Source organism: Sphingobacterium sp. JB170, assembly GCF_900163865.1.
Taxonomy (GTDB): domain Bacteria; phylum Bacteroidota; class Bacteroidia; order Sphingobacteriales; family Sphingobacteriaceae; genus Sphingobacterium.
On sequence record NZ_FUKU01000071.1, the window covers coordinates 30,904 to 54,982 of the forward strand.

Annotated in this window: 22 protein-coding genes and 1 tRNA gene; 10 read left to right on the forward strand and 13 right to left on the reverse strand. The window is 41.5% G+C overall.

What is annotated here, in order from left to right:
- Window positions 1–239: 239 nt before the first annotated feature.
- Window positions 240–1,382, reverse strand: coding sequence for an Atu1372/SO_1960 family protein (locus FM107_RS18295; RefSeq protein ID WP_086949924.1), 1,143 nt, complete (start codon window positions 1,380–1,382; stop codon window positions 240–242).
- Between the two features lie 70 nt (window positions 1,383–1,452).
- Here FM107_RS18295 and FM107_RS18300 point away from each other — a divergent pair, with 70 nt between their 5' ends.
- A complete protein-coding gene (locus FM107_RS18300; protein WP_086949925.1) occupies window positions 1,453–2,241 on the forward strand; it encodes an AraC family transcriptional regulator in 789 nt (262 codons plus the stop codon).
- An 830-nt stretch (window positions 2,242–3,071) separates the two neighbouring features.
- Here FM107_RS18300 and FM107_RS18305 read toward each other — a convergent pair.
- Window positions 3,072–3,143 (reverse strand) — tRNA-Glu (locus tag FM107_RS18305).
- A gap of 126 nt (window positions 3,144–3,269) precedes the next feature.
- Between FM107_RS18305 and FM107_RS18310 the strand changes: the two genes are divergently transcribed.
- Window positions 3,270–5,753: a family 20 glycosylhydrolase gene (locus FM107_RS18310; protein WP_143559538.1), complete on the forward strand. Its 2,484-nt coding sequence runs from the start codon at window positions 3,270–3,272 to the stop codon at window positions 5,751–5,753.
- Here FM107_RS18310 and ytxJ read toward each other — a convergent pair.
- The 5 genes from ytxJ to FM107_RS18335 all read right to left on the reverse strand — a co-directional run bounded on the left by ytxJ (window position 5,740) and on the right by FM107_RS18335 (window position 10,267).
- Window positions 5,740–6,072, reverse strand: coding sequence for a bacillithiol system redox-active protein YtxJ (gene ytxJ / locus FM107_RS18315; RefSeq protein ID WP_086949927.1), 333 nt, complete (start codon window positions 6,070–6,072; stop codon window positions 5,740–5,742). The genes FM107_RS18310 and ytxJ overlap by 14 nt on opposite strands.
- Before the next feature lie 16 nt (window positions 6,073–6,088).
- Window positions 6,089–6,805 (reverse strand): hypothetical protein, encoded by a 717-nt coding sequence (locus FM107_RS18320; protein WP_086949928.1) that lies wholly within the window; start codon window positions 6,803–6,805, stop codon window positions 6,089–6,091.
- A gap of 224 nt (window positions 6,806–7,029) precedes the next feature.
- Entirely contained in the window at window positions 7,030–7,518 is a 489-nt protein-coding gene (ribH, locus tag FM107_RS18325) for a 6,7-dimethyl-8-ribityllumazine synthase (RefSeq protein ID WP_086949929.1), read from the reverse strand.
- A 70-nt stretch (window positions 7,519–7,588) separates the two neighbouring features.
- Window positions 7,589–8,257: a tetratricopeptide repeat protein gene (locus tag FM107_RS18330; protein WP_086949930.1), complete on the reverse strand. Its 669-nt coding sequence runs from the start codon at window positions 8,255–8,257 to the stop codon at window positions 7,589–7,591.
- 87 nt (window positions 8,258–8,344) lie between these two features.
- Window positions 8,345–10,267 carry a nucleoside-diphosphate sugar epimerase/dehydratase gene (locus tag FM107_RS18335; protein ID WP_086950065.1) on the reverse strand — a complete coding sequence of 641 codons (1,923 nt, stop codon included), beginning with the start codon at window positions 10,265–10,267 and terminating at the stop codon, window positions 8,345–8,347.
- 119 nt (window positions 10,268–10,386) lie between these two features.
- On the opposite strand from FM107_RS18335, the gene FM107_RS18340 reads away from it, so the two are divergent.
- On the forward strand, window positions 10,387–11,598 hold the full coding sequence (locus tag FM107_RS18340) for an alanine dehydrogenase (RefSeq protein ID WP_086949931.1): 1,212 nt from the start codon (window positions 10,387–10,389) through the stop codon (window positions 11,596–11,598).
- 4 nt (window positions 11,599–11,602) lie between these two features.
- Window positions 11,603–12,439 carry an alpha/beta hydrolase gene (locus FM107_RS18345; RefSeq protein ID WP_086949932.1) on the forward strand — a complete coding sequence of 279 codons (837 nt, stop codon included), beginning with the start codon at window positions 11,603–11,605 and terminating at the stop codon, window positions 12,437–12,439.
- A 21-nt stretch (window positions 12,440–12,460) separates the two neighbouring features.
- Here the strand turns inward: FM107_RS18345 and FM107_RS18350 are convergent, their stop codons facing one another.
- The 6 genes from FM107_RS18350 to FM107_RS18375 all read right to left on the reverse strand — a co-directional run bounded on the left by FM107_RS18350 (window position 12,461) and on the right by FM107_RS18375 (window position 17,836).
- A complete protein-coding gene (locus FM107_RS18350; protein ID WP_086949933.1) occupies window positions 12,461–13,513 on the reverse strand; it encodes an ABC transporter ATP-binding protein in 1,053 nt (350 codons plus the stop codon).
- 161 nt (window positions 13,514–13,674) lie between these two features.
- The gene (locus FM107_RS18355; RefSeq protein WP_086949934.1) at window positions 13,675–14,481 is read right to left on the reverse strand and encodes an outer membrane beta-barrel protein; all 807 of its coding nucleotides are present in this window, start codon (window positions 14,479–14,481) and stop codon (window positions 13,675–13,677) included.
- A gap of 5 nt (window positions 14,482–14,486) precedes the next feature.
- Window positions 14,487–15,254 (reverse strand): hypothetical protein, encoded by a 768-nt coding sequence (locus FM107_RS18360; protein ID WP_086949935.1) that lies wholly within the window; start codon window positions 15,252–15,254, stop codon window positions 14,487–14,489.
- On the reverse strand, window positions 15,251–15,793 hold the full coding sequence (locus FM107_RS18365; RefSeq protein WP_086949936.1) for an RNA polymerase sigma factor: 543 nt from the start codon (window positions 15,791–15,793) through the stop codon (window positions 15,251–15,253). The genes FM107_RS18360 and FM107_RS18365 overlap by 4 nt, the downstream gene beginning before the upstream one ends.
- 63 nt (window positions 15,794–15,856) lie before the next feature.
- Window positions 15,857–16,267, reverse strand: coding sequence for a tRNA (adenosine(37)-N6)-threonylcarbamoyltransferase complex ATPase subunit type 1 TsaE (gene tsaE, locus FM107_RS18370; protein WP_086949937.1), 411 nt, complete (start codon window positions 16,265–16,267; stop codon window positions 15,857–15,859).
- Window positions 16,268–16,279: 12 nt separating this feature from the next.
- Window positions 16,280–17,836, reverse strand: a complete 1,557-nt coding sequence (locus FM107_RS18375; protein ID WP_086949938.1) for a PglZ domain-containing protein — start codon at window positions 17,834–17,836, stop codon at window positions 16,280–16,282.
- Window positions 17,837–18,193: 357 nt separating this feature from the next.
- Here FM107_RS18375 and FM107_RS18380 point away from each other — a divergent pair, with 357 nt between their 5' ends.
- The 6 genes from FM107_RS18380 (at window position 18,194) to efp (ending at window position 24,010) form a co-directional block, all read left to right on the forward strand.
- A complete protein-coding gene (locus FM107_RS18380) occupies window positions 18,194–19,438 on the forward strand; it encodes an HD domain-containing protein (protein WP_086950066.1) in 1,245 nt (414 codons plus the stop codon).
- A 42-nt stretch (window positions 19,439–19,480) separates the two neighbouring features.
- Window positions 19,481–20,524: a UDP-3-O-(3-hydroxymyristoyl)glucosamine N-acyltransferase gene (lpxD, locus tag FM107_RS18385; RefSeq protein ID WP_086949939.1), complete on the forward strand. Its 1,044-nt coding sequence runs from the start codon at window positions 19,481–19,483 to the stop codon at window positions 20,522–20,524.
- 21 nt (window positions 20,525–20,545) lie between these two features.
- Window positions 20,546–21,943, forward strand: a complete 1,398-nt coding sequence (locus FM107_RS18390; RefSeq protein ID WP_179204542.1) for a bifunctional UDP-3-O-[3-hydroxymyristoyl] N-acetylglucosamine deacetylase/3-hydroxyacyl-ACP dehydratase — start codon at window positions 20,546–20,548, stop codon at window positions 21,941–21,943.
- Window position 21,944: 1 nt separating this feature from the next.
- Entirely contained in the window at window positions 21,945–22,742 is a 798-nt protein-coding gene (gene lpxA / locus FM107_RS18395) for an acyl-ACP--UDP-N-acetylglucosamine O-acyltransferase (protein ID WP_086949941.1), read from the forward strand.
- Between the two features lie 13 nt (window positions 22,743–22,755).
- On the forward strand, window positions 22,756–23,379 hold the full coding sequence (locus FM107_RS18400) for an ATP-binding cassette domain-containing protein (protein ID WP_086949942.1): 624 nt from the start codon (window positions 22,756–22,758) through the stop codon (window positions 23,377–23,379).
- 70 nt (window positions 23,380–23,449) lie between these two features.
- Complete coding sequence (gene efp, locus FM107_RS18405) at window positions 23,450–24,010, forward strand: elongation factor P (RefSeq protein ID WP_086949943.1); 561 nt, start codon at window positions 23,450–23,452, stop codon at window positions 24,008–24,010.
- Window positions 24,011–24,079: the final 69 nt, after the last annotated feature.

A 24,079-nucleotide genomic window follows, 5' to 3' on the forward strand; every position in this document is an offset into this window, starting at 1 on the left:
TATTCTGCAATACAGAGAGGGGCTTTAATGGCAACTCTACTTACCAAAATTGAAAATTCGGCAAGCACAATCAACGGAATGGAAGTGAGTAAACTCCCCTGTATAATGTTTAGGTGCGATGTTGTTTTGATTTCGCTTAATAACGAGCTGACTATCGTAATCGACCAACGCAATCCTCTTGATATCAGAATAATGACGGCCGTACTAAGCCATAATCGGATTTTATTTTCTTGGATTATTTATTCCACTTCAAAAATTGCCGATATAGAAACCGATGAGCCAACAGGCAAAGAATATGCTCCACCTGTATTTCGTGTGTGTTTGCCTTTTTCTCCAAATATTTCAACAGTAAGATTGGAAGCAACATTCATCAAATCTGCATGTTTAGTGTAATCGGCTGTTGTATTGAACGTTCCTACAAGTTGCACACATTTTTTTACCTTGTTCAAATCGCCACCAACCGCATCTTTCAAGATTGCAATGATGTTTAGCATAGTTTGCTTTGTTGCTTCCTGTACCTGTTCTTCGTTTACATCTATGCCTAATTTTCCAGCATTCAAAATTTTGCCGTCTTTTAATGATACCTGATTGATAAATACCAAATTTCCGGAACGTGAAAAGAGTTCATAATTTCCAACAGATTTGGGCAATGTAGGCAACACGATATTCTTTTCGTTCAATACATCATTGATTGACAGTTGTTTTGTTTCCTTTGCTGTTACAGTTTTAGAAAATGTACCTTTCAAAGCGGAAGCGACTTTTGCAAAGTTTTTGCCTTGTAACGCTGCCAAATAACGTTCGCTTTCACTTGGTCTTGCTGTATTTTTCAAAGAAGCAAGACTTGTGGTCCCCAAAACAGAATTTCCCTGGGGAATGTTTTTGTCAATGTTTTCATAACCTCTGATACCGTTTGAAACCAATACCATTCCGTGAACAGCTAAACTATTCCAAAACGACTGTAAAGCCAATTCTTTTCCTGCTCCGCTTCCTGCTGACATAAAAACAGTCGCCGGCATTCCCTCTAATGCGTGGTTTGTCCACAGATCAGTTGTCTTCGACAGAAATTCACTCATTCCTGTACTGATATTGCCAAAATAAACAGGCGAACCAAACGCAATGCCATCATAAGTTGGCAATTCTTCAACCGTGGCAACAGGAATATCCTTTAATTTCGGATTTACAGAAACCTTAGCTTGTTTGACAACAGCCGTTACATGTTGATCGCTTTCAATACCTTTAGCTACTTCTTTTGCCAATTCATACGTTCCGCCATTATCGGAATAGATGAGAACCAAAATTTTGGTTGTTTTTTCCTGTGCCATAATCGTATTTGTTGTAAATGTTAATAATATTCCAGTGAAGAAGGTACATAACTTTTTCATACTTATTTTTTATTTAAAGTTTGATGGCAAAATTAATAATGACGTTTTTATTAACTTTGCCAAAAAGCATATGCAGAACGACAATGTGAAATGTGGCTTAACCGAAAAAAGTAAAGGTTTGTATGCAGATGATATATCAGCGGATGCTTACGTTTGGTATGAGAAAGATTGGCAACATGATGAATATGAGCATACTCATCAACGCTATCAATTAACTTATGTAGAGGACGGTTATCAGTATTTTCACATTGACCAAAAAATATATCTCGTCCCGCAAAACCACGTTATCTGGATACCATCAAATATAGAACACAGCATAACCTCGGAAGCAAAAACCGTCAATTTAATGATTGTATTATTTAAAACGGTTTTTGAACAGGATTTTTATCAGGACGTTCACGTTTTTTCTGCACCAACGGTATTGAAGGAAATGCTGTTGTATGCTTCTAAGTGGAATAAACTGTTAGCCGAAGAGCAGACTATCTTTTTAAGGGCAATTCTATACAGTCTGCCATCCTTTTGTAATGAAAATAAATTTTTACAAATCCCTGTTCCTACCGATGCCCGTTTGATGCCGGTTTGCAATTACATAAACGCAAACTATCAATACAATTTTGATGTTGACAAACTTGCAGATAAAGCAAAAATGTCTGTACGCAGTTTGCAACGCATATTCAAACAAGAAACAGGTATAACGTTGCAGAAATATACGCAGTTAATTCGGCTTTTGAAAAGCATTGAATTGATTGATACAAAGCAATATACATTAAGTCAAATTGCTTTTAGGGTTGGCTACAAAAGTCTCTCGGCTTTTACTTCTTCGTATTACGCTATAATGAAAGCGAAACCGAAAAAATAAAAGTTCTTTTCACGTAGCTATCCGAAATCTGTTTCATGACGGTAAGATATTCATCGCAAAATTCAAGGACCGAGAAGTCCATTTGGTGCAAGGTGAGCATGAACCGCTTATCAGTGTGGAACTTTTCAATAAAGTTCCATTAGTGCTGGATGGCAGCAGAAGCGCAAAGCGACCATACACCCAAACCCTTTCTAATGTTAACCTACCCTTCATAGGGTTTTGGTTTGCCGTGATTGCGGTCCCAACTGACTGGTAGCGCATCTAAAGGCAGAACTAAACCTTGGTAATTATTGCCACTCGTTTATTCATCTGGTTGCCCTCAGAAAGCCGATGTAGCAAATGATGTTTTGTGGTTAGGAGTTCCAGTTTTAAATTAATGGTGGTAAAAAGAGCCTTCTCAAAGCTACTTTTGGACAGCGACAAAAAGTTTATGCAAAACCCGCCTAAACGCAAAATTCTCCGTCGCACGGAACAAGTAGTTTGCAGAAACCATTGATAAGGAGGAATTTCTTGAGATAAAAAAGAATGTACGGTCTACAAAGAACAGTTGAGCAAAGACGGTTTGGATGTTATGAAAGTCAATATAGAAAAGTCTTTGGATAGGGCTTTACAGAGTATTGTAAATATCCCTAAACTGTATATCGAGGACGAAATCTATACAAAGAGAGCCGTAACTGGGTCGATATTCCCTGAAAAACGGAAATTTGACGAAAAAAACTTATCGAATCGCCCGGGTGAATGTAATCGTAAGAAGCATCTTACAGATAATCAATCGATTATACTCGGAAATGAAAACAGGAGAAGCGATAATAATCACTTCTCCTGTTTAGTAGCCCGTAGGGGAATCGAACCCCTGTTTCTAGAATGAAAATCTAACGTCCTAACCCCTAGACGAACGGGCCTTTTTGTGTTTCGGTGTGCAAATATAGGAACCTTTGTTTAAATTTCAAAAAAATAGCAGTAAAAAAAATTTATTTCATTTTTTACTGCTATTTTTAACTCATATTTTCATAAACACCAATAAGATTATGTCATTACGTAACGTCTTTGTTAGATTACTATTTTTCGTTTGCATGCTTGGATCTACCTTATGCGTACGCGCACAGATGGATCCACGTAATGTTACGCTTCATTGGCAGATATCCGATGAATATAATGCGACGGATAATCTCGACTTGATTTTAACAATCAAGAACATGGGTAGCGATGTGTTTGATTTAGGTGATTTTGACCTTTGGTTTACTTCGATCTATCCAATTATTGAACAACAAGATAAGTTGTACACGATAACGGATAACGGAGGGAATTTATTTTGTGTTCGATTTAATGGCGACCTGGTTATTCAGCCGCGCGATTCTATTTCATTGAGATATACGTCACAATTTCCGATTTTTAATACTTCAATAATGCCTAATGGTTTTTATTTTCAGGATCGGGAAGTACCGTCCTTATTTTTTCCGGTTGAATTAGATGGCTCACCGATTGTTGTCACAGCGGATGCCCAAAACACTTTTTGGGCCGAATTATATGATAAGAATGAAACTCGTCAGTCCTCATCTCGACAAAAGCTAGTTCTACCCACTCCAGCTTCATTAGACTTAAAGAAGGGTGAATTGGTCCTCTCGGGGGATGTTTCCTATCAGATAGACGAGGCGTTCGACGAATTTGGAAAGGATATCGAGGAGTTTGCTTCTTTATTCGAGGGATTATCATTCACCCCCTCGAGGGATAGCCCTCAGCTATCCATTATAGCGGCAAGATCGTATCCGCGTGAAGCATACGGCTTGGTAATTGACGAGAATGGTATAAAGATAAAAGCGTCAACCACAACAGGCGTATTTTATGCTTTGCAGACGCTGCGATCTGTCCTCGAAACAGATATGTTAAGCGCGAATGAAGTCGCATTTCCGTTCCTCACAATAGAGGATGCACCGAGGTTTAAATATCGGGGACTAATGATCGATATTGCACGGAACTTTCAATCTAAAAACACAATTATAAAATACTTGGACATCATGTCCAGATATAAATTAAACACCTTCCATTTTCATTTTAGCGACGACGAAGGGTGGAGAATTGCGATGCCGTCATTGCCCGAATTAACGGAAATTGGCGCAAATAGGACGCCGCTATTCGCCGAGCAAAGTGGAATTCAACCCGTGTATGGTTCAGGGGGGTATGCCACGTCGGGAGATTTTCTCTCCCGCGCAGATTTTGTTGAAATTTTAAAATATGCCAAGAATCATCATATAACGATTGTTCCCGAGATTGAGACACCGGGCCATGGGCGCGCTGCTATTAAAGCAATGGAAGTGCGCTACCAGCGCTATTTGGCACAAGGTGACACGGTAGAAGCTAAAAAGTATCTTTTGAATGACTTCGCGGACACCTCCGTTTATACCTCTGCACAATACTGGCATGACAACGTGATGAATCCCGCCCTACCATCGGTATATACATTTTTAGCAACCGTAATCGATGATTTCAAAGCAATGTATAGCGATGCCGGATTAGAACTTAAAAAGATATCGCTTGGTGGCGATGAAGTTCCAACTGGGGTATGGGAAGGTTCGCCGCAGGTTCGCGCGCTGATGGATCGAACAGGGATGACATCGGTGAACGAAGTATGGCCTTATTATGTCCAACAGATTCACAAAATTTGTGCCCAAAGGGGGATTGTGCAGGCAGGATGGGAAGAGATTGGGATGGTTAATAAAGGGGCGGGGATGGATGTTAACGGCGAATTCACTTCTTTGGCTATGCAACTTGATGTCTGGAATAACCTAATAGGTGGCGGGAATGAGGACCTTGCCTATCGTTTAGCAAATGCGGGTTATAATACCGTGTTTATTAGTGCGAGTAATAACTATTTTGACATGGCTTGGAACTCGAACTTTGTCGAGCCAGGGTTGAAATGGGCGACTTATGCTGACATCTACCAATCGTACTTATTTATGCCGGAGAATTTTTTCGCGAATATTGATCTTACGGTAAAAGGTGCCAAGTTTGAGAAAAGTTACTTCAAAGATAAAGTACGTTTGAATGAGAAGGGCCGTGCGCATTTAATTGGTATCAAGGGAGGCTTATGGGCAGAAACTGTGGTCGATGAGAAGCGGTTAGACTATATGGTTTTCCCTCGGTTTTTCTCGCTGGCAGAACGAGCCTGGTCCCCACGTAAAGATTATGAAAATGATGGGCCATTCGATAGGGAAGCTTTTAACAAAGATTACAGTGAACTTATAAATACGATCGGCCAGAAGGAGCTGCCTAAAATTGCATCAAAAGTGAAATTTCGTTTACCCGCAGTGGGTGTTCGCGAGCGAAACGGCGAATTGTACGCAAACACCGAATATCCCGGCTTTGCAATACACTACACCGTAGACGGTTCAATGCCGAGTAGAACAAGCCCTGTTTATAGGGAGGGTATAAGAGTTGAGAAAGGGCATTCCTATTCTTTCGCAACCATTACCGATGACGGTAGGAGTGGTACTGTTTCAACTATTCAGAAATAAACGGCAATACCGCGTCTAATTCTATATCTGAATGGGAAGCGTCATAGAGACACGAGTCTGCTTTTAAAACTAATATTTGGGGAGACTCGTGCTGTATATTCCATCTTGAGGATATGTAGTTCGAGACTTCACGTAAGGCAATAAGGTCGAGATAGTAAACTGGAACGTCAAGTTGGGTCGAGTCAAAATCCATCGCTAAGTTCCTTTTTGCCATGTTGCTGACCGAACATCTGGTGCTGTGTTTAAATACAATAAAAGCACGATCTTGTTGAGCAAGTTGCTCGAGTTGTTCCACCGAGGAAAGGTTTTCCCAATACATATTGTTTTCTTTGATATTATAAGCTAGTGAATTTAGATTCTTCCATTTCTGTGAATGCGGCAACCGTAGTGTAAGTCGCGTTGTTGCCTTGCATAGACATGCTTTTAAACGTCGTTGGTAAAATTAATCCACCACCAATGTCTTTATAGTTGTTTACAAAGTATTCATTTCCCGACTGGTCGATTACCTGCTTAATTTGTCCTGTCTCTGGGTTGTAAAGAATTTCTCCCGAGAGCGTATTGTTATTTAGTTCAAAGGAAAACGCTTGAAGCTTCTCTGAATTCACAATCTTTGATGTCTCTGTGCCCTTCGTAGTATTTGCATTTTCAAGAAGTACGGGAAGAAAGATAAAAGAAGCATCGCGTTGGAACTGCTTGTTGATAAGCGTAAAGAGTGCCGTCGACTCTTCATTCGTTGCCTTAAGCTCTTGTCCACCACGAGAAAGTTTTGTGAGTTTGTGCGACTTAAAATTAAACAGTGCGACGAGCTGATTTCCTTCGGACGATTGGCCCTCGAATCGGACTTGTCCAGACTTTTTGTTGATCAAAAATTTACGTGCGTTCCCAAGGCTATCCATCGATCTGCCGTTCGCTGTAAAAAGAATGTAGTTGGTGCTATCCCATTTGGATTTTCCACCCACGCCTTTCCATAGTGCGTCCGGCGTTTGTGCGTCCGCTCGTACACCCGATAACATAAGTGCGAATACGATAATAATATTAAAAATATTTTTCATGTTGATCTCCCATATAAAATGGTATTCTTTTCTTGTTATTTAAACTAAAGAATAATGTGAAATTTATTGGATGATATCTATGTGTGCGGCCTGATTGCGTGATGTTGCATTGATGGCATTATGTTGTTGTCCAGAAGGATATAAGGAGAGTGCGTATTTTCCATTGTGTAGAAGACCTAGTAACTGATAAATAGCGTTCCATAAGTGTCGTTTTTACAGTAACATTAGTATTTATGACTTAAAAGGGCCATTTGAATTGCGGTAACCGCCGCCTCGGCACCTTTATTCCCGTGTTTACCACCCGAACGGTCGAGTGCTTGGTCCAAGTTGTCTGTAGTTAAGACGCCAAAGATGACCGGTTTATTGTATTTGATGGCAACATTTGCAATTCCGTTGCCTACGGCATTACAAATAAAATCAAAGTGTCTGGTTTCTCCTTGAATAACACATCCTAAACAAATAATAGCATCGAATTTAGATGCGCGCAATGCGATATCAGCTCCTGAAATTAACTCATAGCTTCCGGGTACCTCGATGATATCGATATCCGCTTCGTTGGCGCCATGGGTTTGTAGACCTTCTACCGCCCCATCCAAAAGCGCGCCAGTTACTTGTGCATTCCATTGTGATACGACGATCGCAAACTTTAATCCAACTGCATTACCAACTTCGATGTGCGAGAAGTCGGATAAATTTTTCAAGCTACTTGACATGGGGCAAAGATAAATAAAAAAGGCAGCTTAAAGAAATAAGCTGCCCATCTGATAAAATGAATGGAATGTGTTATAAATGAGCTTGAACACGCGCTAATGCACCTTCGATCATATTTGCTTCTGGGCTCTCTGGGAAGTCAGATTTAATAGTTTGATAGGCTTTCTCAGCAGCTTTAAAGTCTTCTGAAGCTTCATATACTAATCCTAGCTTTTTCAGGAAAAGGGGAGCGGTGTACGAGTTGTCACTTTTCTTAGCCGCATTCTTATAATATGTTGAAGCATTTTTGTAGTCTTTGGATTCCGAATAAGCATCGCCTATCATTCCTGTTACTAACGGATCTAAGATTTTGCTCCCCGTGTCAGAATATTTTTGAAGATATTCTATTGCAGCCTGAAAGTTTCCTTGACGTAGGTAAAGACCGCCGAGGTAGGCATTGGCAATGTTTGCTGACTTTGTATTTGAATATTCATCGGCAATTTCTTTAAATCCAAGGAATGAGCCGTCGCCGTCGATAGCTTTAGCGCGCAATGAATCAATCATTGCATATTCTTCTGCTTTATATATTTGATTCGCAGCTTTTTCCGCGCGAGGAGCCAAGTATAATTTTTGATAACCAAGATATAGTAATATCAACACGACGATACCGCCAACGATGAATGTTATGCTCTTTTGGTTGTCTTGAAAGAAGGAGCCTGACGTCTTTTTAGGTCCAGCTTGATTTACATTAGTTTTTGACATTTGTTATTATCGTATAATAAATATGGAACGCAAAATTACACTTTTAAAAATTTAATACAAGTATTTAAATAAATTCTAAGCTTTCTATCAATTAGTTGAGGTCGTTACGCCCTTGTCGAGCTGTTCATATATCGAATTCTGTGACTTGAATTCCGGAACAATCAGTTTCATTTTGTGGACTACCTCCAAGCTATTGTTGGTTGTTGTAGCGTCGAAAAGTTCGTTTAATTGCTCTTTAACGCTGTTAAAGTTGTTTTCTCGCACTTTTGCAATCATAATCTTTTGATGATGTGTAGGCAGCGTGTTCTCTAAATCATTGAGTAGCTCTTCGTATAATTTTTCTCCTGGACGCAAACCAGTGAATTTGATGTCAATATCTTGATACGGCGTGAATCCCGATAATTTTATCATTTTTTCTGCTAAATCAACGATTTTTACAGATTTGCCCATGTCAAAGACGAATATCTCACCACCATTTCCCATACCACCAGCTTCAATCACCAATTGGCAGGCCTCGGGGATCGTCATGAAGTAACGTGTAATTTCGGGATGCGTTACCGTTAGTGGGCCGCCTTTTTCGATTTGTTCACGGAAGCGTGGGATCACAGATCCGTTTGACCCAAGTACGTTTCCAAACCGCGTGGTAATGAATCGTGTATTAAGCTCCGGCTGTGTGTTAAGAATATGGTTGTTAAGCGATTGCACATACATTTCGGCGATGCGTTTGGTACCTCCCATGACATTTGTCGGGTTGACCGCTTTATCAGTGGAAACAAATACGAACTTTGAAACATCGAACTCGACAGCCAAGTTAGCGATAGTGAAGGTTCCGAGCACATTGGTGCGTACACCTTCAATCGGATGATCCTCCATCATCGGTACATGCTTGTAGGCTGCTGCATGATACACATACTGTGGTTTGAAGGTTTCAAATAAGGTACGCATGCGAGTCTCATTTTTCACATCGGCGATGAAAGATTGATAGGCCTGATTTTTAAACCGGTCCTGCAGGTCTAAATGTAAGTTATGCAGGGGGGATTCCGCCTGATCGCATAGTACGATTAATTGCGGATTGAAAAAACCTAATTGTTTGGCGATTTCGCTACCTATGGAGCCGGCAGCACCCGTTACTAGGATACGTTTGCCTTCAAGCTGGTCCTTGATATTGTCATGTGAGAGCGTGATTGGAGCGCGCTCGAGTAAATCTTCGATTTTCACCTTTTTAATTTGGCTGGGTGAAAGCGTTCCGTTGATAATTTCATGGACAGGAGGGAGTGTCAAGACGTTGACTTTTTTCTCTAAACAGATATCGATAACCTGGTCTTTTTTATCGGGGCTAATATTCACCGAAGCAAATATTAATTCGTCGATTGCAAGTCTGTCGATTAAGCGGGCGAGCGTCTTTGAGTCGTAGATCTTAATACCGTCAATATACTTGCCGATTTTGCTTTCGTTGTCGTCAATGTAAGCGACAATGAATTTATTTGATTTTAAATCATGGTCAAAAGTCCGTTTCACCGCGATGCCCAGGTCGCCTGCGCCGTATACGGCAATGTTTTTCTTTTCTGCAGTTTTGGTTTTGCTATACTGGAAGAAAATTTTTATTAACGTTCGGTAAGTGGTTAACCCCGTGAATGCAAATAAAGTGTATATAATAATTACATTCGTCGGGATAATTGTTGGAATATGTAAAGCAATAAGAGTTAGTTTGATTGCAAAGAGTATGATGATGTTAAACAGCAAAGTGGATAATATTCGGATGGAATCGACCGCGCTTGTGTAACGAACAATGCCGGAATATAGTTTAAATACCAAAAAGGAGAAGGAAGATATTGCCAAACAATATATGATTTCGATCGCGAATTGGCTACGTAAATAGGCGTTTAAATTGAATGAGTAATAAACAGCGTAAGCAAATACGAATGCTATTGCTGCAATTGAAAGGTCGAAAATAAAAATGGTCCATCGAGGAACTATACCGATTTGGTTAGAAATAGAGAGTTTTTGCATTTGCATCTTTTTTCATTGACGTAAATTTAGAAAAAAAAACGGATTAACCCTTCCTAGTGCGAAATATCAATAATAATATCTAAATTGAGACCCGTTATCAATCGGAAGTTGTTGTTATTATGAACGATATCTCGAAAATTGCTCAAAATGCTATTTTTCAACCTAAAGAAGCACTAGCTAGTTTAGGGAAGAACAGTCGAACGCTAAAGATCGGCATACCGAAGGAAATTTCATTCCAAGAAAAAAGAATGCCCTTAACCCCCTTATCGGTCGCGTTATTAGTAGAGTATGGTCATCAGGTAATAATTGAATCTGGCGCAGGTAATGCTTCGAATTTTCTAGATCAGCATTATAGCGAACAAGGTGCCCAAATCAGTCACGACACAGCGGAGGTATTTCAATGTGATATTCTCGTGAAAATTTCAAGTCCTACATTAGCGGAAATCGATATGATGTGCAACAGGCAGGTTCTGCTATCTTCGCACCAGCCATCACTCATGAGCCTGCAGGTGTTGCAGGCATTGATGCGTAAACACATCACCGCGCTCTCCTATGAATACCTTAAAGATGAGGGTGGGCATTTGACGGTCGTGCGAGCGATGAGTGAAATCGTCGGGGCAACTTCGGTGCTAATCGCTGCGGAATATCTGAGTAATATTTTTGACGGTAAAGGCTTAATGCTGGGCGGGGTGACTGGTGTACCCCCTACCGAAATGGTCATTATCGGCGCTGGCACCGTTGGCGAATATGCTGCGCGTACCGCTATAGCGCTAGGGGCACAGGTAAAAGTGTTCGATAGTTCAGTCTATCGCCTCCGCAGGTTGCAAAGCAACGTTGGTAGCCGCGTGTTTACTTCGGTTATACAACCAATTGTGTTAAATAAAGCTGTACGTTCGTGTGACGTTGTTATCGGTGCGGTCCGCGCGGTACATGGACGCTCTCCTTGTATTATTTCTGAAGACACTGTATCCAAGATGAAAGCTAATTCGGTACTTATTGACGTGAGCATCGACCAAGGTGGATGTTTTGAGACCTCCGAAGTAACCACGCACGATAAACCGACATTCCGCAAATATGACGTAATCCATTATGGTGTCCCCAATATTGCTTCACGCGTAGCGCGTACAGCGACCTATGCGCTGACCAATATTCTCACTCCGCTACTCGTTCAAATTGGCGAGAGTGGGGGTATGAACAATATGATTTGGGGTGATAAATGTATCCGTAGTGCGATATACCTCTATCAAGGCATGCTCACGAATAAAGATATCGCGGATAAATTTAACTTACCTTCTAAGGATCTAGATTTAATTATAGTAGCTAATCAATAATAATATGAAATTTTTATATACTTTTTTGTTTGTGGTACTTATCAATTATTACACCCTAGCGCAGGAAAAGGTAGCGCTATATTCGACTGTTCCAAATACTAATGTGGAGTCTCTGCCACCGGAAGATGTGCCGGTGTTATACCTCTACGAAAAGCCGGGGAACGATAAAGCTGTCCTGGTTATTCCTGGCGGCGGTTACGCACACGTGGCTATTGACCACGAAGGACATGCGGTAGCCAAAGAGTTTAATAAACATGGATATAACGCTTATGTGTTATACTACCGTTTGCCAAAAGATGGGACGATGGTTGATCGCAAAATAGGCCCTCTACAAGACGCCGAGCGTGCTATGCAGCTGATTCGTGAAAAACACCCCTACAAAGAAGTTGGCGTTATTGGCTTTTCTGCCGGCGGACATTTAGCAGCAACGCTTTCCAATCACTATGACGATGTGGAAATAAAAAATGAGTCTAAAACATCTTTACGCCCTGATTTTTCCGCGTTAATTTATCCGGTCATATCGATGGACGATGCGATAACACATCAAGGGTCAAAAACCAATTTGTTAGGTCAGCAACCCACGCAAGATGTTGAACTTTATTATAGCTTGGAAAAACAAGTTAATAAACAAACGCCCGTTACATTCTTAGTACATGCCGAAGATGATAAAGCCGTGCCTATTGAGAATTCCTTGCGCTATAAAGCGGCACTAGAAGAAAACGGTATCTCCAATCAGTTCGAAATTTATGAAACAGGAGGTCATGGATTTGGTCTGATTAATAAGACAGATCCTAAGTCGTGGTCGGACAGTTTGTTTAAATGGCTCGATAAGCAAAAGTAAGACTTCGATTCTTCACGGAAACTAGGAATCCTGAAAATTCACGTGTCGGATGATATGTACGGTTGCGCGTTGACCAATATGAACATTCGTGACTGGATATAACAGGGTGTGCAGTGTCAATTGCGGTTTACTTAACACGATTTCTTTGTAAAAACCACGGAATCGAATATCTGTAATCAAAAAATCGCCCGTCTGGCTTAGCGTAAAGGAGATGTCTTCCTGGTGTATCCCAATGTGTTGGACAGACCGAATTCCCAATAGTGAGGCTTGGCTACTGGAGAGGATATTGCTTTTTGCAAGGAGTTGCGCCGTGTAACTATTGTTCGGCTTGTAATATAGCTTCTCTGGGTTTCCTTGTTCGATAATTTTCGCGTTTTTCATCACAATTAGCTCATCGGACATGGCGAGGACCTCGGTCGGATCGTGGGAAACAAGTAGAATTGTTAGTCCGGTTTCTTGTACGATTTGTTTAATGTCTTGTTGCAAAGCATCGCGAAATGCTGCGTCCACCTGGTTAAATGGTTCGTCCATGAGCAGTGTTTCGGGCTCGTTAATCAGCGCTCGAGCAATTGCTACACGTTGCTTCTCTCCTCCACTTAAGTCGGCTACGCGCTGCTGGGCAAGATGTGCAATTTTTAACTTTTGCAAAATTTCTATCGTCTTGGACTCCTTACGAGCGATATTTGTGTTCGGTAGCTGCGAGGCAACGTTATCCCACACCTTCGCATATAAGTTTAGGTCGTCGAACCCTTGCGAAACAAGTTTCATGGCCTCATGACCAGGGATGAGTTTGTCTTTACGGGTTGGCACACGCCACCCTTGGTAACGGACCTCCCCCGCGGAGGGTTCCAGTAAACCGTATATAAGTTTAAGTAGTGTGCTTTTGCCACTCCCGGACTCCCCGATAATCGCTGTTATTTTCCCTTTTTGAATGCTAAAATTCACGCTGTTCACCGCGATTACATCTTGTTTAGATTCAAAAACCAGTGAAAGGTTTTTGCCGAATATATGCGGCGCATCTATTTTTTGGGTATCAGCGGGGTTGTGTTGACAAGAAGAAGAGTTTTGTGCCATATGTTAAAAGCAAAAGTAAGCAATTATTTTTCGGCTAAAAACACGGCTTCAAAAATGCACGTGGATATATCGTAATATGCATGTGGATTGCTTTTTTTTAAATAAAAACGAGCGTTTCTGGTAAAACAAACGCCCGTTTTATTTTCGATGGTATTTTTTCATTAAAGCCAGAGCGTTGCCCCGAACGTGAAGTTGCTTACCCCCTGTTGGTTGGGGCTGTTCTCAAACACGTCATTGAGGTAATATTTGGTGAAAAGGCCAAGGTCGCCAAAACCTATGCGTGCGAATAGACCGTACTGAAAGCTTGCTAGGTTATAGTTATCTTTAAATTTCTGCTTACCTTCTTGTTTGCTTTTTAAGCGTTGGGTACCCTTAAGGAGTATGCCCGACATGGCGCCGACGGCGATTTTAGCGCGGTGGCCATGTTTATTTCTGTTTCCTCGGAATTCAAAGGTAAGGGGGACGCGTAGATAGGTCGAGGTAAAGATATTTTTTTTATATTCTATCTCGGAAGTGACATACTCAAGAGGGGTCGCCTCGGTATTGAAAATGACATTTTGTTTTAATCGCAGGTAGTTCCACTCAAATCCAGTGGAAATATATGTTTTGAATTTGTCATTAAAACGTACGCCAAATTGAGCGATATCAAATCCGAAGTTGGAAGCTTTTTTGTAGTCTAAAAATTCGTTTCCTTCAGATAAGGTAAAGCTGCCATCATCAATAAGACGGGAGAAACCCCAATCAATCCGCGCCAAGGTGAGTCCTCCAAAAAACCGCGGATATTTAATTTCATCTCCGTAGTAATCGTAGTCTTTTTTACCGACGGTTGGGATAATATCGCTATGGATGTGTTCGTCTTTTATTGTGTCCTGGGTCGTTACTGTGTCCTTTTGAGCTACCAGTGGCGTTCCGATACTGAGTAGTAGTATACTACATAACCAAGTTTTAATGTTGCGTTTATTTTTCATGCGGTTTATCTTCTTTTTTTGAATCTAGATTTTACATACGATGTGGAAACGTCAAGCTGAAAAGAGCCTTCTTCATCATGACTAAATCGGATAATTTTATTGTCGTCCAGGTTGATGACGTCGCTGATTTTATTCAGGATAGCCGGGATGATTTTGTGACCCTCTCCTTTGGATTCTGCTAAGAGTATATCTTCCTGTTCCGGACTTTCAATCAATGGTTGGATAGGGGTGATCTCGACTACCCCGTAAGTATTAATCTTCTTTGGGGCATCTGTTGGTTGATTGTCGAAAGCTAATTCGGCAAATGCCAACTCGGCGGCTGCAGGAATGGTAACCTGTTTTTGTTGAATTACAGGCGTCATTGTACGGCTCGTTTTATTTTCACGTGCCGCCGTCTCCAAGGGCAAGGGTTCTATGGCCGGTCGCTGATTTTCGGCCGATCGTTTTTGCGTGATTGGCACAGAACCGGGAGTTTCATATTCGCTTGGATGGGTGTGGGGTATTGCTGATTTTTGCGCCCTTGGCGCTTTGCGTGAGGAATGAACGATCCTCTCGTAAGGGCGCGATGATTGGTTTGCGTAAAACATATAGCCGATGCCGATGAGCAAGACGGCGGCGGCCGCGGCGGTCAGCTTAACCCAGGAGCGTTTAATTAGAGCGGGTACCTTAGGTACGAGTGCAACTTCGATGGCCGCCCATGTTTTTGGACTTGGCGCCGCTTCTTGTTCAGCTGCCGCATCCCGGAAAAATTTGTCAAATTGTTCGTCTTTCATTGTGTTCGTTCTAATTGTACCAGTCGTTCTTTCAGCCATTTCCGTGCACGCGATAATTGTGATTTGGAGTTGGTCTGGGTGATGGTTAACATTTCTGCTATCTCCCGGTGTGAATACCCCTCAATTGCATACAAGTTAAATACCGTGCGATAGCTGAGGGGGAGCATTTTTATAAGTGCAAGTAGATCTTGGTAATCTAGATTATCGGGCGTCTGCAGGGATTCAGCTATTTCTGTATGCTGCTGCTCGAGAGGCTCAGTGAACTTCACTGCATTACGTCTGTAAGCCTCGATTGCCGTATTCACCATAATCCGCCGTATCCATCCTTCTAATGATCCCTGTTCATTAAAAAGGTGTGACTTGTTAAAAACTTTTATAAACCCGAGCTGTAAAATATCTTGCGCTTGATCCTCGTCTTTACTATAACGAAGGCATAATGCAAACATTTTGTTGGAAAAGATTTGGTAGAGTCTGAATTGGGCTTTCCGATCACCCGCGATGCATCCCTTCCAAATGGTCGTTAAATTATTCTTTTCCAAGGTTAGTTCGTATTTATATTAGAAAGACGATCGAAATCCTCTGAAGGTTGCAACCAAAGTGATTTATTTTGCAATTATTTTTCTGCTGGTCGCAGAGAGGACCTCAATGGTTATATTGACGACTTTATCTGGAAGCAAGTTTGGAATTTTTTCAGGCCACTCTACAAAGCAATAGGCCCCAGAATAGAAATATTCTTCGTAACCTAAGTCTAATGCTTCGGTTTCGTGTTTCAAGCGGTAGAAGTCAAAATGATACACCGGGGCATGCGGTGAGAGATATTCATTGACAATGGAAAAAGTAGGACTGGATGTGTCATCGCTTACCTCCAGAGCGCGGCAAAATGCATTCACAAGCGTCGTTTTACCCGCGCCCATCTCTCCATAAAGCAGAAAGATACGTTCATGGGGGAAGGTATTTAAAATTTCAGCCGCCAGTAGTTCTAGTTCGTGAAGGCTATTAACAATGGTTTCCATACACAAAGGTAGCTACTTTGGGCTGTAAACGGCAAATGGAATGATCATTTCCTCTAACGATACCCCGCCATGTTGGAAGGTTCCGTTGTAATAGTTCATAAAGTGATTGTAATTATTAGGGTAAACGAAATAGTAGTCGTCTTTAGAGAATACAAATGAAGAGCTAACACCTAATTTGGGCAGCTGCGCGTCGTGTGGGTTTTTTATTAGAAACACCTCCTTCGCGTTGTAATTTAAGTTTTTGCCTTGTTTGTAGCGCAGATTGGTATTTGTATTTCGGTCTCCAATAATTTTACTTGGTTTTTTTACCCGAATGGTGCCATGGTCAGTAGTAATGATGACACGGACATTTCGCTGCGCCAACCATTTCAGCGTGTCTAAAAGTGGTGAGTGTTCAAACCAAGATAGTGTGAGCGAGCGGTAGGCACTCTCGTCGTTGGCTAATTCTCGAATCATGGCCATATCGGTCCGCGCATGGGAAAGCATATCTACGAAATTGTATACCAATACATTTAGCTCATTACGCATGAGGTTGTTGAGTGAGTCAAGAACGTCCTTTCCTTGTTCTAAGGTTAAGATTTTGTGGTACGAATGTTTTATGTCTCTGCGGTAAACGCGATTTATTTGATCGGTTAGAAATTCGCTCTCATGCATATTCTTGCCCCCTTCATCGTCATCATTCTGCCAAAGTACTGGGAAACGGCGCTCCATTTCGAGTGGGGTTAATCCGCTGAATATCGCGTTTCTTGCATACTGGGTTGCAGTCGGTAGGATGCTGTAGTAGGCATCTTCCTCGTCGAGTCGGTAATAGTCGGTGATGACTTCATTGAGCATTTTCCACTGATCGTACCGTAGGTTATCGATAAGGAAAAAGAAGGTGGGTTTGTCTGGTTCTAGAAGTGGAAATACCTTTTTCTTAAATAATTGGTGCGACTGAATAGGCCCGTCCTGTTTATTCTGAATCCAGTTGATGTAGTTTTTTTCGATAAACTTACTGAATAAGGTGTTGGCGTCTGCTTTTTGCATGGTAAGGATTTCATGCATCCCTGCATCTTCAAGTTTTTGCAAAGAGAGTTCCCAATAGATAAGCTTTTTGTAGGCTTCAACCCATTGCTTGTCATCCAAGTCATCATTAATCGTCATCCCAAGATTCCGAAATTCTTGCTGGTAGGCCATGGATGTCTTTTCGCTAATAAGACGCTTATTTTCTGTAAACTTCTTTATGGTCAGTAATATCTGTTTGGGGTTTACTGGTTTGATAAGGTAATCGTCAATTTTTGAGCCGATTGCGTCCTCCATGAGGTGCTCTTCTTCATTTTTAGTCACTAAGACGTTCGGAATCGTTGGGTTTATTGTTTTTAAAATGGCCAAGGTCTCCAGCCCCGTCTTTCCGGGCATGTTTTCGTCGAGAAAAACTAAATCGAAGGGTTCATTTTGAAAAGCTTCCACAGCATCGTTGCCATTATTGACGGTCTTTACGCGATAGCCGCGCTCTTCCAAGAGTAATATATGGGGACGTAAAAACTCAATTTCATCGTCGGCCCAAAGAATATGTATTTTGTTTACCATGTGTTGTTTGTTTTTATGATGGAGGTCTATTTTATCCCAGCTTATTTGAATAACGGCTGCAGTAAAAAATTGAACTCTGTACTAGAATAGTCAAAAAGGAAGATTTTTACTTTATTTTTAACACTAATTAACTTCATTCTCTGTATCTTTGCCCTTAATTTAGACGTCTAGTGTTTAGCTAATAAATCGTGATTATCAAGCGAATATCCCTGTAAATCAGGTTTCTTCAAATAGATATGAACTAATGTGAGACACTTTCATTTGTAAGAGATAGAAGACAAACGGCAGGTTTGTGTCTAATAACTTTCTGGCGTTTGTTTCAAAAATAACGATAAAATATCATAAAGGTTGGCAAAATTGAATAAGAAGAAGATAATTAATGACCCAGTGTACGGTTTTGTTTCCATTCCGTCCGACTTCATTTTCGATCTTGTTCAACATCCTTTTTTGCAACGCCTACGTTATATCAAGCAGGTGAGCATGACCCACCTGGTTTATCCAGGGGCACTTCATACGCGTTTTCAGCATGTCATCGGATCAGTTCATTTGATGGGCTTAGCGATCGACACTTTGCGGAGCAAAGAGGTGGAGATAAGTTTTCAAGAAGAGGAAGCGTTACTAGCCGCGATATTGCTACACGATATCGGTCACGGCCCGTTTTCACATTCCTTGGAGCATACGCTGGTGGAAGGGGTATCGCATGAAGTGATATCGTCGCTGCTAATGGATAAGCTTAATAAGGAGTTCTCAGGGAAATTAGACCTTGCGCTAACGATTTTTAAAGATCAGTATCAAAGGAAATTTTTTCATCAATTGGTATCCAGTCAGCTGGACATCGATCGGATGGATTACCTTAATCGGGATAGCTTCTTTACCGGAGTTTCCGAAGGGGTCATTTCTTTCGATCGTATTATTACGATGCTTAACGTGCAGGATGGCGAGCTTGTGATCGATGCCAAAGGCATCTATTCGGTGGAGAAATTTTTGATTGCGCGAAGACTCATGTATTGGCAAGTATATCTGCATAAGACGGTCCTGGGGGCCGAGCAGTTGTTAATCAAGATCCTTTACCGCGCAAAGGAACTAAGTGCGCAAGGTGCGTCTTTATTTGCCACGCAGGCGTTACAACATTTCTTGTCTCATAAGATTGACATCGAGACTTTTTTGCAAGATTCGGTGCATTTGGAATGGTTTACCAAGCTTGACGATACAGATATTATGTCTGCATTGAAAGAATGGATGTCTCAAGAAGATAAGATTTTAAGTGCTCTGTGTCGCAAGGTGATGAATCGTGATTTACCACGAACCGTATTGCGCAAGACACCTTTTACGGATCAAGAGGTGCAATTGGTCAAACAGCATGTCAAGGATTATTTTGAGCTCGACGATGATCAGGTAGACTATTTTGTTTACACCCAAGTGATTGCCAATAGCGCGTACGACATAGAACACGATAGCATCAAAATTTTAAATAAGCTGGGTAACGTCCAGGATATTACGGAAGCCTCAGATCTTTCGAATTTAGAAGCACTAGCAAAACCTGTACAGAAGTATGTGATTTCCTATCCCAAGGAAGTTGGGTTCTTATTGTATGAAGGTTAACAATTGATAAGATTTAATTAATAAAAAGTATACATTTGTAAGATGCAATTTACTGCAAATCAAATAGCAACGTTACTCCATGGGTACGTAGAAGGAAATCAGGAAGTGGTTGTTAATCAGCTGGCTAAGATTGAAGAAGGTGAGGACGGTTCCTTAGCTTTTTTATCGAATCCAAAGTATGAGCACTTTCTGTATGAAACCAAAGCGTCTGTGGTGATCGTTAACGAAGACCTTGCGCTTCAAAAACCTGTAGGTGCTACGCTAATACGTGTGAAAGATGCCTATTTAGCATTTTCTGAATTGTTGCGTGTTTACGACAGGCTCCGTAATGAACGGACCGGTACTGAGACACCTTCGTTTGTCCATGAATCTGCGATTCTGGGGCAGGACGTTTATTTGGGCGCATTCGCATATGTAGGTCGCGATGTTAAAATCGGAAACAATGTGAAGATATATCCACAAGTATATATTGGAGATGGCGTTGTGGTAGGTGACAATACAACACTCTTTTCGGGCGTGAAAGTATATTACGATAGCAGGATCGGTAGTAATGTTATTTTGCATAGCGGCGTAGTGATTGGTAGCGATGGTTTTGGCTTTGCTCCTCAGGCAGATGGCACCTACAGCAAAGTTCCGCAAATTGGAAATGTTATCGTTGAAGATGATATTGAGATTGGCGCAAACACTGTGATCGACCGAGCAACGTTAGGCTCAACGATTATTCGAAAAGGAGTTAAATTGGATAACTTGATTCAAATAGCCCATAATGTGGAGATTGGGGCAGACACCGTTGTCGCAGCACAGACCGGCATCTCGGGAAGTACTAAAATAGGTAGCTCGGTGGTGATTGGAGGCCAGGTTGGGGTCGTAGGCCATATTCAGGTCGCCTCCGGGTCACAAATTCAAGCGCAGTCAGGTATTAATCGTACGATCGCATTAGCAGATAAAAAATGGGGAGGATCACCGGCGATGCCCTATAGTAGTAATCTTCGTTCGCAGGTGATATACAGCAAACTACCGGCGCTCGAACGACGCTTAACGGAGTTAGAAGCACGGTTAAAGAAACTAAATGATGATACACGATAATTTGCTAATTTGATGTTAGATATGAATGTGAAACAAAGGACTATACAAACTGAAATCTCGATTTCAGGTATTGGCTTGCATACAGGTCGGACAGTGAATATGGTGATTAAGCCGGCCCCCGAATTTCATTGGTACAAGTTTAAACGCGTAGATTTAGAAGGCGCACCTATTGTAGCTGTGGATGCTGATAACGTAACCGACACTTCGCGCGGTACGACCATCACGCAAAGTGGTGCTTCGGTAAGTACTATTGAGCATTTGATGGCCGCATTAGTGGGCTTGCAAATTGATAACGTATTGATCGAAATTGATGGTCCAGAAGTCCCTATTCTTGATGGTAGCGCGAAAATTTATGTGGAGAAATTACTGGAAGCTGGTTCGGTGGATCAAGCGTCCGATCGGGATTATTACGAGATAAGGGATAATATTGCTTACGTAGAGAAAGATCGTAAAGTGGAGATTATGGCGATGCCATTGGATGGATACCGGTTGACATGTATGATCGACTTTAATTCTCCGGTGCTTGGTAGCCAACATGCCTCCATTAGTAATATTTCAGAATTTGAGGACGAAATTGCGGGCTCACGTACGTTTTGCTTCTTACACGAACTAGAGAGCCTGTTGAATCACAACCTCATCAAAGGAGGGGATCTCTCGAACGCGATTGTGATCGTTGATAAAGAAGTCAGTAAAGAGGAATTAGATAAGCTCTCCGGGTTATTTAACAAGTCCGTTGATGTAGCGACTGAAGGGATCTTGAATAATATTAAATTGCGTTATCAGAATGAGCCTGCCCGTCATAAATTGCTAGATATGATTGGTGACCTTGCTTTAGTAGGTCGTCCACTGAAAGGACATATCATGGCTGCTCGTCCGGGCCATGCAGCCAATGCTGCATTCGCCAAAAAGATCAAGGCGCAGATACGCAAAGATAAAAACAGAAAAAATGTAAAGGTATACGATCCAAATATGGTGCCCGTATACGATACCGTTCAGATCATGAAGATTCTGCCGCATCGTCAACCGATGTTAATGGTAGATAAAATTCTCGAACTCACCGAGAACCATGTTGTGGGACTGAAAAACGTGACCATGAATGAAGATATTTTTATGGGCCACTTTCCGGATGCACCTGTATTCCCTGGCGTGCTACAGATTGAAGCCATGGCGCAGACCGGTGGAATATTGGTTTTGAATACCGTACCCGATCCTGAAAATTGGCTAACATTGTTTCTAAAAATAGAAAATGCTCGTTTTAAAAACCAGGTAACCCCCGGGGATACGATTATTTTCACCTGCGAACTGCTAGAACCGATCCGTCGCGGAATTGCGCGAATGAAAGGAATTGGCATGGTAGGTGATAGAGTAGTGAGTGAAGCCGAATTGATGGCTCAAATTGTAAAAGTAAAAGGTAATTAACATGATACAACCGTTATCATACATACATCCTGAAGCAAAAATCGCACAGAATGTAGTAGTGGAACCCTTCTCTACCATTCATAAAGATGTGGTTATTGGGGAAGGAACTTGGATCGGATCGAATGTCACTATCATGAATGGCGCCCGAATCGGAAAAAATTGTCGAATTTTTCCAGGGGCAGTTATTTCAGGGGAACCGCAAGACTTGAAATTCGAAGGCGAGGTGACCACCGTAGAGATTGGTGACAATACAACCATTCGAGAATGTGTTACAATCAATAGAGGAACGAAGGATCGATACAAGACTGTAATCGGTAAAAATTGCCTTATTCAGGCATATAGCCATATAGCACACGACTGTTTTGTCGGCGACTATTGTATTTTCTCGAATTCCAGTACACTCGCTGGACATATAACCGTAGGCGATTACGTTGTGCTCGCGGGTATGGTTGCTGTACATCAGTTTTGTCAAATTGGTTCTCACGCATTCGTTACCGGTGGTACGCTAGTGCGTAAAGACGTTCCTCCATTTATTAAGGCGGCTCGCGAACCTATTTCTTATGCTGGTATTAATTCTGTTGGATTACGACGTCGTGGTTTTACAGCAGAGCAAATAACAGAAATTCAGGATATCTATCGCGTGTTGTTCGTTCAGAATCGTAACCTCACCAAGGCGCTCGATTTGATAGAAGCTGAATTTGCACCGACAGAGCTTCGCGATGAGATATTAACCTTCGTCCGCAGCTCGAATAGAGGTGTCATAAAGGGGTTTAATCAAGGAAGAAATACTTCACTTTAAAAGAAGGACGTTATTGAATATAACTTTACAAAATCTAGGTAGGCGGTATAATAGAGAGTGGATATTTCGCCACATTGACTATACCTTTTCATTCGGAAAGAAATACGCGATACTCGGACCAAACGGTTCGGGGAAATCCACCTTGTTGAAGGTGATTTCGGGGAGTTTAACGCCGAGTGAAGGAAGTTTAGTTTACCAAAATCAATCCCAAGGGGATATTACAGTTGAGGACATTTACGGGGAGCTGACCATAGCAGCTCCTTATGTGGAACTCATTGAAGAATTCACGCTCAAGGAAATGCTGGAATTCCATTTTAAGTTTAAGTCTTATCTTCAGGGCTATAATTTACACGAGGTCATCGCGCTACTGCAGCTTGAAAAAGCGATCGACAAGGAAATTCGTTTTTTTTCCTCAGGGATGAAACAACGTGTAAAGTTGGTTCTTGCTTGCTGCTCTATGGGCGGTATTGTGCTGCTGGATGAGCCAACAAGTAACCTTGATCTTGCAGGAGAAGCGTGGTATCTTTCTCTTATTGAAAAAACCATTCATGAGAATCGGATCCTCATTGTGGCATCTAATCAGGAAAAAGAATACCCATTTTGCGATGCATTCCTTCATATACTATCCTATAAATAACGCTGCCGACACATTTTAATTACAGGACTATATTTTGTACTTTTGTGTTATTAAACCCAAACGTATTATTATGTCGAAAGCATCTGAAGTGAAATCAGGAAATATACTTCGTTTTAATGGAGAACTAGTTGCGGTAGAAGAATATATCCACCGTACTCCAGGAAACCTCCGCGCATTTTACCAGGCGCGAATGCGTAATGTGCGCACCGGTAAATTGGTAGAATATCGTTTTCGTACCGATGAAGAAGTCGAAATTGCACGAGTAGAGACCAACGACTATCAGTATCTTTACGACGATGCGGACTTTTTTGTAGTGATGGACAACAACACCTTTGAGCAATTTAATATTCCCAAAGCACTGTTTGGTGATACTGCACGCTTCTTGAAAGAGGGTATGAATGTGATCGTTTCATTTGAGAGCGAAGAAGCCATCATGGCGCACGCACCCACCACAGTTGAATTGGAAATTACCTATACGGAACCAGCTGTGAAAGGCGACACATCGACAAGTGCGTTAAAGAATGCGACTGTCGAGACCGGAGTAGAAATAAAAGTTCCTTTGTTTATTAACCAAGGCGATAAAGTAAAAGTGGATACACGTACAGGTGATTACCTCGAGCGTGTCAAATAAGAATTTGGTTTAGGTTGATTATTCGGTCTTGTTTACCCCTACGGGCGACAGGACCGTTTTTTTTAAAGT

Excerpts from the sequence above, each read along its gene's own strand:
- FM107_RS18295 (WP_086949924.1), bottom strand. The coding sequence starts at position 1,382 with ATGAAAAAGTTATGTACCTTCTTCACTGGAATATTATTAACATTTACA.
- FM107_RS18300 (WP_086949925.1), top strand. The coding sequence starts at position 1,453 with ATGCAGAACGACAATGTGAAATGTGGCTTAACCGAAAAAAGTAAAGGT.
- FM107_RS18310 (WP_143559538.1), top strand. The coding sequence starts at position 3,270 with ATGTCATTACGTAACGTCTTTGTTAGATTACTATTTTTCGTTTGCATG.
- ytxJ (WP_086949927.1), bottom strand. The coding sequence starts at position 6,072 with ATGTATTGGGAAAACCTTTCCTCGGTGGAACAACTCGAGCAACTTGCT.
- FM107_RS18320 (WP_086949928.1), bottom strand. The coding sequence starts at position 6,805 with ATGAAAAATATTTTTAATATTATTATCGTATTCGCACTTATGTTATCG.
- ribH (WP_086949929.1), bottom strand. The coding sequence starts at position 7,518 with ATGTCAAGTAGCTTGAAAAATTTATCCGACTTCTCGCACATCGAAGTT.
- FM107_RS18330 (WP_086949930.1), bottom strand. The coding sequence starts at position 8,257 with ATGTCAAAAACTAATGTAAATCAAGCTGGACCTAAAAAGACGTCAGGC.
- FM107_RS18335 (WP_086950065.1), bottom strand. The coding sequence starts at position 10,267 with ATGCAAAAACTCTCTATTTCTAACCAAATCGGTATAGTTCCTCGATGG.
- FM107_RS18340 (WP_086949931.1), top strand. The coding sequence starts at position 10,387 with ATGAACGATATCTCGAAAATTGCTCAAAATGCTATTTTTCAACCTAAA.
- FM107_RS18345 (WP_086949932.1), top strand. The coding sequence starts at position 11,603 with ATGAAATTTTTATATACTTTTTTGTTTGTGGTACTTATCAATTATTAC.
- FM107_RS18350 (WP_086949933.1), bottom strand. The coding sequence starts at position 13,513 with ATGGCACAAAACTCTTCTTCTTGTCAACACAACCCCGCTGATACCCAA.
- FM107_RS18355 (WP_086949934.1), bottom strand. The coding sequence starts at position 14,481 with ATGAAAAATAAACGCAACATTAAAACTTGGTTATGTAGTATACTACTA.
- FM107_RS18360 (WP_086949935.1), bottom strand. The coding sequence starts at position 15,254 with ATGAAAGACGAACAATTTGACAAATTTTTCCGGGATGCGGCAGCTGAA.
- tsaE (WP_086949937.1), bottom strand. The coding sequence starts at position 16,267 with ATGGAAACCATTGTTAATAGCCTTCACGAACTAGAACTACTGGCGGCT.
- FM107_RS18375 (WP_086949938.1), bottom strand. The coding sequence starts at position 17,836 with ATGGTAAACAAAATACATATTCTTTGGGCCGACGATGAAATTGAGTTT.
- lpxD (WP_086949939.1), top strand. The coding sequence starts at position 19,481 with ATGCAATTTACTGCAAATCAAATAGCAACGTTACTCCATGGGTACGTA.
- FM107_RS18390 (WP_179204542.1), top strand. The coding sequence starts at position 20,546 with ATGAATGTGAAACAAAGGACTATACAAACTGAAATCTCGATTTCAGGT.
- lpxA (WP_086949941.1), top strand. The coding sequence starts at position 21,945 with ATGATACAACCGTTATCATACATACATCCTGAAGCAAAAATCGCACAG.
- efp (WP_086949943.1), top strand. The coding sequence starts at position 23,450 with ATGTCGAAAGCATCTGAAGTGAAATCAGGAAATATACTTCGTTTTAAT.